Below are 17,199 nucleotides of genomic sequence, written 5' to 3'. Positions count from 1 at the left end.
AATAGAGGTGTGCGACATGCCGGATCAGGCCGAGCCGAGCTCTTCGTCCAGCAGGCTGAAGATCTCCTCGGCGGAGGCCGACTCGAGGCTGGCGCCGTCGGCGGCGGCGGAGTCCGCGTCGGACTCGGTGTAGGTCCACAGGGAGAGCAGTTCGCGCAGCCGGGCGCCGACGGCGGCCCGGTCGGTGTCACCGGAGGCCACCGCGCGCATGGCGTGCTCCAGCTTGTTCAGCTCACCCAGCACCGTCAGCGCGGACGTGCTCCGCTCCGCCAGCAGCGCGCCCCGCAGGTACTCGACCAGCGCGGCCGTGGTCGGCCGGTCGTAGATCAGCGTGGACGGCAGCCGCAGCCCGGTGGCCGCGTTGAGCCGGTTGCGGAACTCGACCGCGGTCAACGAGTCGAAGCCCAGCTCGACGAAGCCGCGTTCGGCGTCGATCGACCGGATCGACGCGTAGCCGAGGACCGCGGCGGCGTGGGTGCGGACCAGGTCGGAGAGGACCTGGTCACGGTCCGCCTCCGCGGTGGCAGCCAGGGTCTCCCGCAGCGCCTCCGCCGGGTCTCGCTCGGCGGCCCGGGCCGCGCCGGTCGACGCCGGCCGGACCAGCGACCGCAGCACCGGCGGCACCGCCGCCGGCCCGTGCCGGCCGATCAGCGCGAGGTCCAGGTTGACCGGTACGACCACCGGCTCGGCGAAGCGCAGCGCCTCGCTGAACAGGTCCATGCCCTCGTCGGCGCCGAGCGGGACGAAGCCGCCCCGGTTCATCCGGGCCTCGTCGACGTGCCCGGTCTGGCCGTCGCCGGTGTCGTTGACCCACGGGCCCCACGCCAGGGAGAGCGCCGGGAGTCCCCGGTCGCGGCGGTGCTGGGCGAGGGCGTCGAGGAAGCAGTTCGCCGCCGCGTGGTTGGCCTGCCCGGGGCCGCCGAAGAGGCCGGCCGCCGAGGAGAAGAGCACGAACGCGGCCAGGTCCAGCTTCTCGGTCAGCTCGTGCAGGTGCCAGGCCGCGTCGACCTTCGGACGGAGCACGGTGTCGAAACGGTCCGGGGTGAGCGCCGGCAGCACGCCGTCGTCGAGCACCCCGGCCGCGTGCACCACGCCGGTCAGCGGCCGGTCGGCGGGAATCTGGTCGACCAGCAGGGCCAGCGCGTCGCGGTCGGTGACGTCGCAGGCGACCACCCGGACGGTGGCGCCCAGGCCGGCGAGCTCGTCGACCAGCCCGGCGACGCCCGGGGCGTCCGCCCCGCTGCGGCTGACCAGCAGCAGGTGGCGTACGTCGTGCCGGGTCACCAGCCGCCGCGCCACCAGCCGCCCGAGCAGGCCGGTCGCCCCGGTCACCAGGACGGTGCCGGCGGCCAGGTCGGGGCCGGGCCCCTCGGCCGGGGGCGGGCCGAGCCGGGTCAGTCGGGGCACCCGGAGCTGGCCTGCGCGTACGGCGAGCTGCGGTTCGCCCGTGGCCAGGGCGGCCGGCAGCAGCGCGGCGGCCGCAGCGTCGTCGTCGACGTCGAGGAGCACGATCCGGTCCGGGTTCTCCGACTGGGCGGAGCGCAGCAGGCCCCAGGCGGTGGCGGCCGGCACGTCGGCGATCCGCTCGTCCGGGTCGACCCGGACCGCGCCGCGGGTGACCACCACCAGCCGGGCGGCGGCGAGGGACTCCTCGGCGAGCCACTGCTGGGCCAGCGCGAGCGTGCGGTGGGCGACGCGGTGCGCCTGGCGGGCCGGGTGCGGCTCGTCGGCGGCCGGCCCGACGCAGGTCACCAGCACCGAGTCGGGCACGGTGCCGCCCGCGCGCACCTCGGCGACCAGCGCGGACAGGTCCGGGTGCCGGTCGGCGCCGGGCCAGTCGTCGCCGAGGACGACCAGCCGGGACGTGCCGTCGGCGCGGCCGGTGGCGGGGGCGACCCAGTCGAGGCGGTGCAGGGACCGGCTGGCCGACCGGCGGGCGGCGCTGAGCTGCTCGCCGGAGATGGGCCGCAGGACCAGACCGTCGACGGAGGCGACCGGCGTCGCGCCGGTGTCGGTGATCGTCAACGACACGGATCCGGCGTCGGTGGCGCGCAGCCGGATCCGCAGCTCGCGAGCGCGGGTGGGCCGGATGGTCACGCCCGACCAGGTGAACGGCAGGCCCGGGCGGATGTCGGGGCCGCCCTCGGGGGCGCGGTCGGCGCCGGCGGTGGCCGCGGCTTCGGTGGCGCTGGCGCCGATGGCGTGCAGCGCCGCGTCCATCAGGGCCGGGTGCACGGAGAAGGCCGTGGTGTCGGTGGACGCGTCGGCGTCCAGGGCGACCTCGGCGAGGATGTCCGGGCCCGACCGCCACGCGGCGCGCAGCGCGCGGAAGACCGGGCCGTAGTGGTAGCCCTGGGCGGCGAGCCGGGCGTAGAGCCCGTCGAGGGCGATCGGCTCGGCGTCGGCGGGCGGCCACACCGCCGCCGACGCGGGGTCCGGGTCGGCGGTGCCGCTGAGCTGGCCGGAGGCGTGCCGCTGCCAGGCCCGGGAACCGTCGGGGTCGGTGTCGTCGTCGCGCCGCGAGTGGATGGCGACCGGCCGGTGCCCGGTCTCGTCCGGCGCGCCGACGCGGACCCGCAGGTCGACTCCCCCCTCGGTGGGGATCGCCAACGGCGCCTCCAGGTTCAGCTCGGCGACGGTCGCGGCGCCGGCGTGCCGCCCGGTCCAGGACGCCAACTCCACCAGCGCCGTCCCGGGCAGCAGCACCGTGCCCAGCACGGCGTGGTCGGCCAGCCAGGCGTGGGTGGCGAGGGTGATCCGGCCGGTGAACAGCAGGCCCTCGTCGCCGGGCAGGTCGGCCACCGCGCTGAGCAGCGGGTGGTCGACCACGTCGAGCCCCACGGCGGGCAGCACGGAGCGGTGGGCGCCGGTGCGCTCCAGCCAGTAGCGCTGCCGGTCGAAGGCGTACGTGGGCAGGTCGACCGGCGCAGCCTCGGGCAGCAGCCGACGGTGGTCCACCGGCAGGCCGAGGGTGTGCGCGGCGGCGAGGCCGGTCAGCAGTCGGGTGGCGGCGTCGTCCGGCCCGCCGAGGGTGTCCAGGACGTGGCCGGTGGCGCCGGTCCCGTCGAGGACGGCGGCGACGCGGTCGGTCAGCGCCGGCTCCGGCGAGACCTCCACGAAGGTCACGTGTCCGGCCGCGACGGCGGCGCGGACGGCGGCGTCGAACTGCTCCGGCCGTCCCGCCTCGCCGGCCCAGTGGTCGGCCCCGAGGCCGGCCGGGTCGGCCCAGTCCCCGGTGACGGTGGAGGCCAGCCGGGCGGTGCCGGGCTGCGGGACGATCCCCGCCAACCCGGCGCGGACGCCGTCGGGGTCCAGCTCGCCGGCGGCGGCCCGGGCCCGCAGCGCCACCGTCCGGGCGGCGTCGGGCAGGGACAGCAGGCCCGCCACGCAGGCGGCCACGACCTCGCCGTCGCCGTCCCCGACGACCGCGGCCGGGGTCACCCCGGCGTGCCGCCAGACGGCGGCGAGCGCCACCCCGACGGCGAACAGGACGGGCCGGGCCAGCTCCGGCCGCTCGGCCCAGGACGGGTCCGCGCCGGTCAGCAGGGCGGCCGGGTCGACGTCGAGCCAGGGCGCCAGGGCCTGCCGGCACTCGGCGAGCGTGTCGTCGAAGACCGGGCAGCGGCCGACCAGTCCGGCCGCCGCGCCCGCCGGGGTGGCCCCCGGGAAGACGAACACCGGGCCCGCGCCGTGGTTGGCGACGGTGCCGGTCACCACGTTGCCGGCGGGCGTGCCGGCGGCGAGCGCGTCCAGGCCGGCCAGCAGCTCGCCCGGGGTGGCGCCGACCACGGCGGCGCGCCGGTCGAACGCCGACCGCGTCGCGGCGAGGGAACAGCCGACCGCCGCCGGGGCGAGGCCGGGGTGTTCCCGCAGGTGCCGGGCCAGCCGGGACGCCTGCGTGGCGAGGGCGGAGGCGGAGCGGGCCGACACCGGCCACACCACCACGTCGGCGGCGACCAGCCCGGACGCCGGGGCGGGGGCCGGCTCGGCGTCGCCGGTCAGGTCGGCGTCGGCGGGCTGCTCGACGACCACGTGGGCGTTGGTGCCGGAGATCCCGAACGAGGAGACCGCCGCCCGGCGGGGCCGGTCGACCGCCGGCCACGGCCGGGACCGGGTCACCAGCTCCACGTCGCCGGACGACCAGTCGATGTGCGGTGACGGCGTGTCCGCGTGCAGCGACGCCGGGACGATGCCCTCCCGCATCGCCAGGACCATCTTGATGATGCCGGCGACGCCGGCGGCGGCCTGGGCGTGGCCCATGTTCGACTTCACCGACCCGAGCAGCAGCGGGCCCGCGTCGCCCCGGTCCTGCCCGTACGTCGCCAGCAGGGCCTGCGCCTCGATCGGGTCGCCGAGGGTGGTGCCGGTGCCGTGCGCCTCGACGACGTCCACGTCGGTGACCGCCAGCCGGGCGCTGGCGAGCGCCTGCCGGATCACCCGCTGCTGGGACGGGCCGTTGGGCGCGGTGAGGCCGTTCGACGCGCCGTCGGAGTTCACCGCGGAGCCGCGCACCACGGCGAGGATCCGGCGGCCCTGCCGCCGGGCGTCCGAGAGCCGCTGCACGAGCAGCATGCCGACGCCCTCGGACCAGCCGGTGCCGTCCGCCGACGCGCCGAAGGACTTGCACCGCCCGTCGGAGGCGAGGCCGCCCTGGCGGGAGAACTCCTGGAACGCCGTCGGGGTGGCCATCACCGCCACGCCGCCGGCCAGCGCCAGGTCGCACTCGCCCCGCCGCAGCGCCGCCCCGGCGAGGTGCAGCGCCACCAGCGAGGAGGAGCAGGCGGTGTCGACCGTGACGGCCGGCCCCTCCAGCCCCAGCGTGTACGCCACCCGCCCGGAGATCACGCTGTGCGCGGCGCCGGTCATCAGGTAGCCCTCGACCCCCTCGGGGACCTCGGTCAGCCCGGTGCCGTAGCCGGAGCTGGAAGCGCCCACGAAGACGCCGGTACGGGTGCCGCGCAGCGACGCGGGGTCCACCCCGGCGCGTTCCAGCGCCTCCCAGGACGCCTCCAGGGTGAGCCGCTGCTGCGGGTCCATCGCCACCGCCTCGCGGGGCGAGATCTCGAAGAAGGCGGGGTCGAAGTCCGCCACGTCGTAGAGGAAGCCGCCCGCCGGGGCGGGCTTCCCCTCCGCCGGCTCCGGGATCTCCCAGCCCCGGTCGGTGGGGAAGGGTGAGATCGCGTCCACGCCGTCGGCGACCAGCCGCCAGAACGCCTCCGGCCCGTCGACGCCGCCGGGGTAGCGGCAGGCCATGCCGACGATCGCGACGGGCTCGTCCGCGTCCACGACGACGGTCTCGGGGGTGTCGACCGGGTCGGCGCCGGACACCAGCTCACGCAGGTGCACGGCCAGTTCGGCGGGCGTGGGGTAGTCGAAGACCAGCGTGGTGGGCAGCCGCAGGCCGGTGGCTGTGTTCAGCCGACCCCGGAAGTCCACGGCGGTCAGCGAGTCGAAGCCGAGGTCCTTGAACGGGCGCCCGCGCAGCTCGTCGGGGGTGGCGTGACCGAGCACCGCCGCGGTCTGCTCGTTGACCAGCCGCAGCAGCTCCCGCTCCTGCTCCGCCGCCGGCAGCGCGGCGAGGTGGCGCAGCGGCGCGGCGACCCCGCCCGCGACGGGCGCGGCGGCCTCCTCCTGCGCGACGAGCGCCCGCACCTGCGGCAGGTCGCCGAGCAGCGGGCTGGGCCGGGCCACGGTGAACGCGGGGTGGAACCGGGTCCAGTCGACGTCGGCGACGGTCACGCAGGGCGTCGGGCGGCGCAGCGCCCGGTCCAACGCGACGAGTGCCTTCTCCGGGTCGATCGGCGGCAGGCCCATCCGGTTGAGCTGCTCAGTGGCCACGTTCTCGGCGGCCATGCCGTGCGCGCCGCCCCAGGCGGTCCAGGAGACGGCGGTGGCCGGCAGGCCCCGGTCGCGCCGGTTGACAGCCAGGGCGTCCAGCAGGGAGTTGCCGGCGCCGTAGGCGCACTGGCCGGCGCTGCCCCACACGCCGGAGATGGAGGAGAACATGACGAACGCGCCCAGCTCGCGGTCGGCGAGGCAGGCGTCGAGGTGCAGGGCGCCGAGCACCTTCCCCGCGACGACGTGGGAGAACTCGTCGAGGGTGGTGTCGGTCAGCGGGGTGAGCTGGTCGGTGCCGGCGGCGTGCACGACCGCGGTCAGGCCGGGCAGCGTGTCCACCAGCTCCGCCACGGAACCCCGGTCGGTGACGTCGCAGGTGGCGACGGTGACCCGCCCGTCGGCGCCGTACCGGTCGAGCAGCTCCGCCACGGCCGGGGCGGCGGTGCCCCGGCGGCTGGCCAGGACCACCTGCCCGACGCCGCGGTCGAGCAGCCAGCGGGTGACGTGGCCACCGAGGGCGCCGGTGCCGCCGGTGACCAGGACGGTGCCGGCCCACCAGTCGCCGGCGGGAGGCTCGTCCGCCGCCGGCGGGGCCGGGGTGAGCCGCCGGGCCCAGATCCCGCCGGGCCGGACGGCCACCTGGTCCTCGCCGCCCGCGCCGGCCAGCACGCCGGCGAGTCGCCGGGCGGTGGTGTCGTCGAGGGTGGCCGGCAGGTCGACCAGGCCGCCCCAGCGGTGCGGCTGCTCGACCGCCGCCGCCCGGCCCAGGCCCCAGACCTCGGTCTGCAGCGGGTGCGCGACCCGGTCGCCCGGGGCCGCCGCCACCGCGCCGCTGGTGACGCACCACAGCGGGGCCACCAGGTCCAAATCGGTCATCGCCTGGACCAGGGCGAGGGCGCCGGCCGCGGCGAGGGTCACGCCGGGGTGCTCGGGCAGCAGCCGGTCCTGGCCGGCGACCACGGCGAGCACGCCGTCGACCGGCCGACCGTCGACCAGGTCCCGCAGCCGGGCGGCGAGCGCCGCGCGGTCGAGGTCCGCCGCGCCGACGCGCAGCACCAGCGGCTCGTCGGGGAAGAGGCCGACCAGGCGGTCGGCCCACGCCGGGGCGTCGGCGGCCGGCAGCGCCACCAGCCAGCGGCCCGCGGGGCCGTCCCGGTCCTCGACCGGCACGGGCTGCCAGGTCACCTGGTACGACCAGCCGTCCACCGTGGAGCGTTCCCGCCGGGACCGGCGCCAGGAGGTGAGCACCGGCAGCGCCGGCAGCAGCGCCCGCACCTGCTCGTCGTCGTCGCCCAGCTCGCTGCGGAGCGTGTCGACGTCCGCCTGCTCCAGCGCGGTCCAGAACTCGTCGTCGCCGCCGTCGGGCGCGGCGGCGTCGGGGGCGGCGGGCGGCGGCTCGGGCCAGAACCGCTGCCGGCGGAAGGCGTACCCGGGCAGCGGCACCCGCGCGGTGTCGGCGCCGGCGAACAGCTCGGCCCAGCCCACCCCGACCCCGCCGACGTGCAGCTCGGCGAGGGCGGTGAGCACGGACGCGGGCTCGGGGCGGTCCCGGCGCACCAGCGCCACCGCGGCCGTGTCGTCGTCCGCGCCGGCCGCGGCCAGGACGTCGCGGGCCAGCGCGGTGAGCACCCCGCTGGGGCCGACCTCCAGGAAGGTACGCACGCCCAGTGCGCGCAGCTGGTCGACGCCGTCGGCGAACCGAACCGCCTCCCGCACGTGCCGGACCCAGTAGTCGGCGGTGCGGATCTCGGCGGGGTCGGCGACCGCGCCGGTCAGGTTCGACACGATCGGCAGCGCCGGCGGGTGCAGCTCCAGCCGGCGCACCACGGCGGCGAACTCGGCGAGCATGGGTTCCATCAGCGGGCTGTGGAAGGCGTGGCTCACGCGCAGCGGCCGGGTGCGTACGCCCTGGTCCGCCCAGCGGCGTTCGAGTTCCTCGACGGCGTCGGCGGCGCCGGAGACCACGACGGCGGTGGGCCCGTTGACGGCGGCCACGGCGACCCGGTCCTCGATGCCGGCCAGGGCGGCCCGGACCGCGTCGGCGGGGAGCTGGACGGCGAGCATCGCGCCGCCGGCCGGCAGGGCCTGCATCAGCCGGCCCCGGGCCGCGACGAGCGTGGCGGCGTCGGGCAGCGACAGCACGCCGGCCGCGTGCGCGGCGGACAGTTCACCGATCGAGTGGCCGAGCAGGACGTCCGGGACGATTCCCCAGCTCCGCAGGAGCCGGAACAGCGCGACCTCGACGGCGAACAGGCCGGCCTGGGTGTAGAGGGTCTGGTTGAGCAGCGCGGCGGCCTCGTCGCCCTCGGGTGCGAAGAGCACCGGGGCGAGCGGGCGGGGCAGGTGCCGGTCCAGTTCGGCGCAGACCTCCGCCAGCGCGTCGGCGAAGACGGGGAACGCGGCAGCCAGGTCACGGCCCATGCCGCTGCGCTGCGCGCCCTGGCCGGAGAAGAGGAACGCGAGTTTGCCGCCCCGCGACCCCGCGCCGGTGACCAGGCCCGGGGCGTCGCCGCCGGCCGCGAGCGCGCGCAGGCCGTCGCGCAGGCCGTCGCGGTCCGCGGCGAGCAGCACGGCGCGGTGTTCCAGGCTGGCCCGGGTGCGCACCGACGACCAGCCGACGTCGGTCAGCCGCAGCTCGGGACGGCCGTCGAGCCAGTCGGCCCAGCGGGTCGCCTGGGCGGCCAGGGAGTCGGCGTCGCGGGCGGAGACCAGCACCGGCACGAGGCCGGCCGCGGTGACCGGGGCGATGCCGGTGGCGGCGGCCGGCACGGTGGCGGCGTCGGTCGCGGCGGCGGGGCCGTCCGGGGTCTCCGACGGGGCCGCCTCGGCGGCGGGCGCCTCCTCGATGATCACGTGGGCGTTGGTGCCGCTCATGCCGAACGAGGAGATGCCCGCCCGGCGGGGCTGCTCCCCGGCGGGCCACGGCTGCGGCTCGGTCACCAGCGACACCGCGCCGGCCGTCCAGTCCACGTTGGGGGTGGGCTCGTCGACGTGCAACGTCGCCGGCACGGTCTCGTGCCGCAGCGCCATCACCATCTTGATCACCCCGGCCACGCCGGCGGCGGCCTGGGTGTGCCCGATGTTCGACTTGACCGAGCCGAGCCACAGCGGCCGGTCGGCGGGCCGACCCTGCCCGTACGTCGACAGCAGCGCCTGGGCCTCGATCGGGTCGCCGAGGGTGGTGCCGGTGCCGTGCGCCTCCACGACGTCGACCTGCTCGGGCGCGAGCCGGGCGCTGGCCAGCGCCTGGAGCACGACCCGCTGCTGGGACGGGCCGTTGGGGGCGGTCAGCCCGTTGCTCGCGCCGTCCTGGTTGACCGCGCTGCCGCGCACCACGGCGAGGACGGGGTGGCCGTTGCGCCGCGCGTCGGAGAGCCGCTCGAGGAGCAGCAGGCCGACGCCCTCGCCCCAGGCGGTGCCGTCGGCGGCGGCGGCGAACGACTTGACCCGGCCGTCCAGGGCCAGGCCGCGCTGGCGGCTGAAGCCGATGAAGGCGGACGGGGTGGACATGACGGTGGCCCCGCCGGCGAGCGCCAGGGTGCACTCCCCCTGCCGCAGCGCCTGGCAGGCCAGGTGCAGCGCGACCAGCGACGACGAGCAGGCCGTGTCCACGGTGACGGCGGGGCCCTCGATGCCGAGCGCGTACGAGATCCGGCCGGACACGACGCTCGCCGCGGTGCCGGTGAGGATGTAGCCCTCGGTGCCGGGCGGCGGCTGCTGGAGCAGCCCCACGTAGTCCTGGCCGGTGGTGCTGGCGAACACGCCCACCTGGTGGCCGCGCAGCGCCGAGGGGTCGATCCCGGCGTGCTCGAACGCCTCCCAGGACGCCTCCAGCAGCAGCCGCTGCTGGGGGTCCATGGCGATCGCCTCGCGCGGCGAGATGCCGAAGAACGCGGCGTCGAAGTCGGTGGCCGAGTCGACGAAGCCGCCCTCGGCGACGTACGACGTGCCGGGGTGGTCGGGGTCCGGGTGGAACAGCCGCGCCAGGTCCCAGCCGCGGTCGGCGGGGAACGCGGAGACGGCGTCCCGTCCGGAGTCGACCAGCTCCCACAGTTCCTCGGGGGAGCCCACCCCGCCGGGGAACCGGCAGGCCATGCCGACGATGGCGATCGGCTCGCGGCTGGCCGCCTCAAGCTCGCCGAGCTTCCTCCTGGTCTGGTGAAGGTCCGCCGTCACCCATTTCAGGTACTCCCGGAGCGTATCTTCAGTCGCCATTAGCGCCACCTCTTCGGGCCGGAAAGAAACAGGCGACCCAATACCGTCCACAGACGCCACAAGCCGCGAAGATCTAAGCCCATTCAGCCGACCACGAATTGCCAGACAAAAGCGTTTCAGTCCACACCAGGTCTTACTCGCCGGAGGAAAGGTAATTGTCGCCGGACGGCGGTCACAACCCCTAGCGTGCCCCTACGGGTGCCCCTAGGCGGCACGGGTGCAGGCTGGGCCGACCCGCCCTGCTGAGCGGCCCGGCGCACCGCCCTCACGGGGTGCGGCCGGGCGGGTGCGGGACCCCGCCCGGCCGAGGGCGTCACGACCGTCGACAACGGTCGGGAAGCCCCATTTCTACAGGCCCGGCAAATTGCCGCCGGGCCCGCCCAGCTCGCGGTGGATGAAATCGAAGATCTCGGCGTCCGTCGCGTCGTCGAGAGCGTGGGTGACCGGTTTCTCCTCGACGGGACCGCGGTCGTCGCCCCACCGGGCGACGAACGCCTGCAACTGCACCAGCAGCTTCTGCCGGGTCAGCCGGTCCGGCGCGCTGGCCGCGAAGACGCCGTCGAGCCGTTCCAGCTCGGCGAGCAGCGGGGCGGCCGCGGCGGCCCCGTCCTCGACGAGCCGGTCGCGCAGGTGCCGGGCGAGCGCGGCCGGCGTCGGGTAGTCGAAGACCACGCTCGCGGGCAGTTGCACGCCGGTGGCGGCGCGGAGCCGGTTGCGCAGCTCCACGGCCGTCATCGAGTCGAAGCCGACCTCGCGGAACGCGCGGTCGGGCTCCAGTCCCCCGCCCCCGGTGTGGCCGAGCACGGTGGCCGCCAGGCCGCCCACGAGTTCGACGAGGACGCCCTCCCGTTCGCCGGGGCTCAGCGGGCGCAGCCGCTCCCGCAGCGCGGTCGCCGCCTCGTCGTCCGCCGGCTGGCGGTCGTCGTCGGCGGGTAGCGCCGCGCGCGCCTCCGGGATGCCGGTCAGCAGCGGGCACGGCCGCATCGACGCGAACGTCGGCACGAACCGGTCCCAGCTCACGTCGGCGACGACCAGCGCCGCCTCCTCACGCAGCGCCTGCCCGAACGCCTCGACGGCCAGGTCCGGGGGCAGGCCCGGCAGGCCCCGCCGGCGCAGCTGCGCCAGCTCGGCCGACTCGGGATCGTCGCGCCACGGCCCCCACGCCACGGCGGTCGCCACCAGACCGCCGTGCCGCCGGTTCGCGGCGAGCGCGTGCAGCAGCGCGTCGCCGGCGGACTGGCCGGCCCGCCCGCCCGCGCCCCACACCCCCGTGGTGGAGGTGCACAGCACGAACGCGTCGAGCGGCCGGTGGGCGAGCTCGTCCGCGTACCTCGGCACGTCGCCGACGGTGGCGGTCAGGTCGGCGGCCAGGCCGGCGAGGGTCAGCTCGGCCAGCGGCGCCGAGCCGGTCTCCGCCGGGACGTGCACGAGCGCGGTGACCGGCCGGCTCTCGGCGGCGAGCTGCTCCATCAGGTCGCCGAGCTTGCCCGTCGCCGGTTCCGCCAGCGGGAGCACCTCCGCGCCCTGCCGGCCCAGCCAGTCCGTGGTGTGCCGGGCGAGGGCGCCGGTCCCGCCGGTGAGCAGGACGGTGCCGTGCGGGCGGTACCCGCCGCCCGCCGCCGGCCGTCCGGTGTCCCGGACCAGACGCCGGGCGTGCACGCCGGCTTCCCGGACGGCGAGCTGGTCCTCCCCGTCGCCGTTGGTCAGGGCGCCGACCAGCACCGCGTACGCCGCCTCGCCCGCGCCCGCCGGCAGGTCGACGACGCCGCCGACGTGCCGGGGGTGCTCCAGCGCGGCGACGAGCCCGAGGCCCCACGTGGTGGCCTGCGTCGGGTGGACGACCGGTTCGTCGTCGACGGCGACGGCGCCGGTGGTGGCCAGCCACAGCGGCGCGGCCGGGCCGGAGCGGCCGGTGTGCGCCTGCACGAGCAGCAGGTTCGCCGCCAGGCCGGTGGGCAACGCGGTCTGCTCCGGGTGCGGCGCCTCGTCCAGCGCCAGCAGGGAGAGCAGCGCCGTCGGCTGGTGCAGGGCGGTGAGCCGGTCGAGGTCGGCCGCCAGGCCGTCCCGGGTGACCGTGGCCGGGTCGACGGTCAACAGGTGCGCCGTCGCGGCGCCGGCCGTGAGCGCGGCCAGCACCCGGTCGGTGACCTGGTGCGGCGGGGCCACCACCAGCCAGGTGCCCGGGTCGCCGCCGGTCAGCGCCCGGCGCTCCCAGGTGACCCGGTACCGCCAGCCGGCCAGGGTGCCGTCGAGGTGCTGGCGGCGCCGCCACGACTCCAGTTCCGGCAGCAGGTCGCGCAGCGGCTGGTCCGGGTCGATGCCGAGCCGGTCCAGGTCGCCGTCGGTAACCGCCTGCCAGAACGCGTCGTCCACGGGGTCGGCGGCCGGGGTCGGGGCCGCGTCGAGCGTCGGCCAGTAGCGCTGCGGCCGGAACGCGTACGTGGGCAGCTCGGGCAGCCGGCGGGGATCCGGGCGGGGGCCGGCCAGCACGCCGAGCACCGCCGCCCAGTCGACGTCCCGCCCGGTGCCGTGCAGGACGGCGAGCGCGGACAGCAGGGCGGCCGGCTCGTCGGCGCCGGCGCGCAGCGCCGCCACGGCCGTCCCGTCGTCCTCGGTGGGCAGCAGGCCGGCGGTCATCGCGGTCAGCACCGCCTGCGGGCCGAGCTCCAGGAACGTGTCCACCCCCGCGTCGCGCAGCGCGGCGATGCCGTCGGCGTACCGGACGGCCTCGCGGACGTGCCGCACCCAGTAGTCGGGTGTACGGATCTCGTCGGGGTCGGCGACCCTTCCGGTCAGGTTCGACACGATCGGCAGCAGCGGTGCGGCGAACGTCAGCCGGGCGAGGACGGCCCGGAACCCGGCCAGCATCGGCTCCATCAGCGGGCTGTGGAACGCGTGGCTGACCCGCAGCCGGCGGGTGCGCACCCCCCGTTCCCGCCAGAGCCGCTCCAGCTCGTCGAGGGCGTCGACCGCACCGGCGACCACCACGGAGGTGGGGCCGTTGACGGCCGCGACGCCGACCCGGTCGGTCAGCCCGGCCAGCGACCCGACCACCGCCGCCTCGTCGGCGGCGACGGCGAGCATCCCGCCGCCGGCGGGCAGGGCCTGCATCAGCCGGCCCCGGGCGGCCACCAGCGTGGCGGCGTCCGCGAGGGACAGCACCCCGGCGACGTGCGCGGCGGTGATCTCGCCGATCGAGTGCCCGGCGACGTGCCCGGGCACCACCCCGAACGACTCGACCAGCCGGAACAGGGCCACCTCCAGCGCGAACAGCCCGGCCTGGGTGAACACCGTCTCGTCGAGCAGCGCGGCCTCGGCGCTGCCCTCGGCCGCGAACAGCACCGGCTTCAGCGGCTGCGGCAGCTGGTGGTCCAGCACCCCGCAGACCTCGTCGAGGGCCGCCGCGAACACGGCAAACGTGTCGTACAGCTGCCGGCCGGCGCCGGGGCGCTGGGCGCCCTGGCCGGAGAAGAGGACGGCGAGGCCGCCCGAACGCCGCCGGGTGGTGACCAGCGCCGCGTGGTCCTCCCCGCCGGCCAGCGCCCGCAGCGCGGCCAGCCGGGTCGCCCGGTCGGCGGCGACCACGGTCGCCCGGCGCCCGAGGTGGGCCCGGCCGTCGACGAGCGCCCAGCCGACCAGGTCGGCGGGGTCGTCGCCCGTCGCGACCCGGTCGGCCAGCCGGCCGGCCTGGTCGCGCAGCCCGGCGAGGTCGGCGGCGGAGACCGGCCACGGCAGCGTCGCCTCGGGCCGTACCCCGTCGGGGGCGACCGGCTCCGGCCGCTCAAGGGCCTGTTCCAGGATCACGTGGGCGTTGGTGCCGCTGATCCCGAACGAGGAGACGCCGGCCCGGCGGGGCCGGTCCGCGGCGGTCCACGGCTGCGCCTCGGTGAGCAGCGCCAGCGCGCCCGACGTCCAGTCGACGTGCGGGGTCGGCGCGTCGACGTGCAGGGTCGCCGGCAGCACCTCGTGCTGCAGGGCCAGCACCATCTTCATCAGGCTGGCGGCGCCCGCCGCGGCCTGGGTGTGGCCGATGTTCGACTTCACCGACCCGAGCCACAGCGGCCGGTCGGCGGGTCGACCCCGCCCGTACGTCGCGAGCAGCGCCTGCGCCTCGATCGGGTCGCCGAGCGTGGTGCCGGTGCCGTGCGCCTCGACCGCGTCCACGTCGTCGGGGGTCAGCCCCGCGTTGTCCAGCGCCTGCCGGATCACCCGCTGCTGCGCCGGCCCGTTCGGTGCGGTGAGGCCGTTGCTCGCGCCGTCCTGGTTGACCGCGCTGCCCCGCACGACGGCGAGGATCCGGTTGCCGTCCCGCTGGGCGTCGGAGAGCCGCTGGAGCAGCAGGACGCCGACGCCCTCGCCCCAGCCGGTGCCGTCGGCGGCCGCGGCGAACGCCTTGACCCGCCCGTCGGCGGCGAGGCCGCGCTGCCGGGAGAACTCCAGGAACGCGCCCGGGGTGGACATGACGGTCACGCCGCCGGCCAGGGCGAGGTCGCACTCGCCGCTGCGCAGCGCCTGCGCGGCCAGGTGCAGCGCCACCAGCGACGACGAGCAGGCCGTGTCGACGGTGACCGCGGGGCCGTGCAGCCCGAACGAGTACGCCAGGCGGCCCGAGACCACCGACGCCCCGTTGCCGGTGGCCTGGTAGCCCTCCACCTGGGAGCGGGCGCCCAGCAGCAGCGTGGCGTAGTCCTGCCCGTTGGTGCCCATGAAGACGCCGGTGGCGGAGCCACGGACCCGCTGCGGGTCGATGCCGGCGCGTTCGAACACCTCCCAGGTGGCGTGCAGCAGCAGCCGCTGCTGCGGGTCCATCGCCAGGGCCTCGCGCGGGTTGATCCCGAAGAACGCGGCGTCGAAGCCGGCCACGTCGTGCAGGAAGCCGCCGCTGCGGGTGTAGCTGGTGCCGACCCGCTCCGGGTCGCTGTCGAACAGGGCGTCGAGGTCCCAACCCCGGTCGGTGGGCATCGGCGTGACCGCGTCCACCCCGTCGGCCAGCAGCCGCCACAGCTCCTGCGGCGACGACACCCCGCCGGGGAACCGGCAGGCCATCGAGACGATCGCGATCGGCTCGTCCACCGGCGGCCGGACCACGGTCGCGCCGCCGACGGCCGGGCCGCCGTCCGCGCCGACCACGATTTCGGTACGCAGGAAGCGGGCCAGTTCCGCCGCCGACGGGTGGTCGAAGACCACGGTCGACGGCAGGGTCAGGCCGGTGACCCGACCCAGCCGGTCCCGCAGCTGCACGGCGGCGAGGGAGTCGAAGCCCAGCTCGCGGAACGCCCGCCCGGCCGGCACCTGGTCGGTGGTGGCGTGGCCGAGGACGGCCGCCGCCTCGGCGCGGACGAGGTCGACCAGCAGCGCCTCCTGGCCGGTCGCCGGCAGCGCCGCGAGCCGGGCCCGCAGCCCGTCGGTGGCGGCGGCGCTCTCCGGCCGCTCCGGCTCCTCGGCGACGGCGGGGGCGACCCGGTCGAAGAGGTGGCTCGGCCGCGCCACGGTGAACGCCGTGACGAACCGGGACCAGTCGACGTCGACGATCACCGGCGCCGCCTCCGGGGCGTTCACCCAGCGGCCCAGCGCCGCGACGGCGGCCTCGGGCGCGAGCGGGATGAATCCACGGCGGCGCAGGCCGTCCGCGGTCTCCCCGGCGGCCATGCCGTCCTCCGCCCACGGTCCGTAGGCCAGGGCGGTGGCGGGCAGGCCCGCCGCCCGGCGGGCGGCGACGAGGGCGTCGAGCAGGGCGTTGCCGGCCGCGTAGCCGGCCTGGCCGCCGCCGCCCCAGACGCCGGCCACCGAGGAGAAGACCACGAACGCGTCGAGGTCCCGGTCCCGGCAGGCGGCGTCGAGGTGCACGGCGCCGAGCACCTTGCCGGCCAGGGTGTCCGACAGCTCGCCGTCGGTCACCTCGTACGCCGGCACGGTGCCGCCGGACGCGCCGGCGGTGTGCACGACGGCGGTCAGCTCGGGCAGCCCGGCCACGAGGGCGTCGACCGCCTCCCGCTCGGTCACGTCGCAGGCCACCACCCGCACCGCACCCAACTCGGCCACCAACTCCACCGCGCCCGGCGCACCCGGGCCACGCCGGGAAGCCAACACCACCTCGCCGGCACCGTTGGCCAGCAACCACCGCGCCACGTGCCGGCCCAGCGCACCCGTACCACCGGTGACCAGCACCGTGCCGGCGGGCCGCCAGCCCGAACCGGCGGGCGGCGCGGCCGGCACCAGCCGCCGGCCGAAGAGGCCGTTGCGGCGGACGGCCACCTGGTCCAGGGTGCCGTCGGCCAGGACCGCGACGAGCCCGGCGCGGGTGCTCCGGTCGGCGCGGGCCGGCAGGTCGAGCAGGCCGCCCCAGCGGTCCGGCTGTTCCAGGGCGACGACCCGGCCCAGTCCCCAGGCCAGCGCGGCCCAGACGTCGCCGGCCCGCTCCCCCGCCGTGACCGGCATCGCGGTGCGGCTGAGCGCCCACACCCGTCCCGGCAGGCCGGTGTCGGTGAGCGCCCGGGTGAGGGTGAGCAGCGCCGCCGTGCCGGCGGGAATCGCCGGGGTGTGGGCCAGGGGCTGGTCCTGCCGGGGCAGGACGCAGAGCACCCCGGCCCAGCCGTCCGCGCTGATCCCGCGCAGCCGCTCGCCCAGGTCTGCCCGGGCGAGGGTGGGCGGCATGGTCAGCGTGTCGACCTGCGCGCCCGCCTCGGTGAGCGTCTTCGCGACGCCCGCGTCGGCGCCGCTGTCGACGGTGACGACCAGCCACCGCCCGGACAGCCCGGCCGCCGGGGCCGGCCGCACCGGTTCCCACACGACCCGGTACGACCATCCGTCCAGCGTGGTGTCCCGGGACCGGGCCCGCCGCAAGCGCGAGAGGACCGGCAGGGCCGGGCTGAGGGCACCCAGGGCCTCGGTGTCGTCGCCGAGTTCGGCGGCGAGCGCGGCCAGGTCGCCGCGCTCGACGGCGGCCCAGAAGTCGGCGTCGCCGCTGTCCGGGGCGACCTGCTCCGCCGGCGCGCCCTCGGGCCAGTACCGCTGGTGTTGGAAGGCGTACGTGGGCAGGTCGACGCGGCGTGCGCCGGTGTCGGTGAACCACTGCTGCCAGGTCACCGGCACGCCGTGGACGTGCAACTCGGCCAGGGCGTGCAGCAGCGCGTGCGTCTCCGGCCG

Annotated in this window: 2 protein-coding genes; both read right to left on the bottom strand. The window is 77.3% G+C overall.

All coding sequences use genetic code 11. The features are described from left to right. Nucleotides 1-24 precede the first annotated feature (24 nt). The gene (locus ACZ6O2_RS28895) at nt 25-10,053 is read right to left on the bottom strand and encodes a type I polyketide synthase (RefSeq protein WP_466025051.1); all 10,029 of its coding nucleotides are present in this window, start codon (nt 10,051-10,053) and stop codon (nt 25-27) included. A gap of 348 nt (nt 10,054-10,401) precedes the next feature. Further along, nucleotides 10,402-17,199 (bottom strand): SDR family NAD(P)-dependent oxidoreductase (locus tag ACZ6O2_RS28890; protein WP_466025050.1); only part of this gene is annotated, 6,798 nt, incomplete at its 5' end.

It is taken from the genome of Micromonospora sp. NPDC048040 (genome assembly GCF_055587185.1).
This window is presented reverse-complemented; position numbering and strand designations above follow the sequence as displayed.

Coding starts and splice junctions, on each gene's coding strand:
- ACZ6O2_RS28895 (WP_466025051.1), bottom strand. CDS start 10,053: ATGGCGACTGAAGATACGCTCCGGGAGTACCTGAAATGGGTGACGGCG.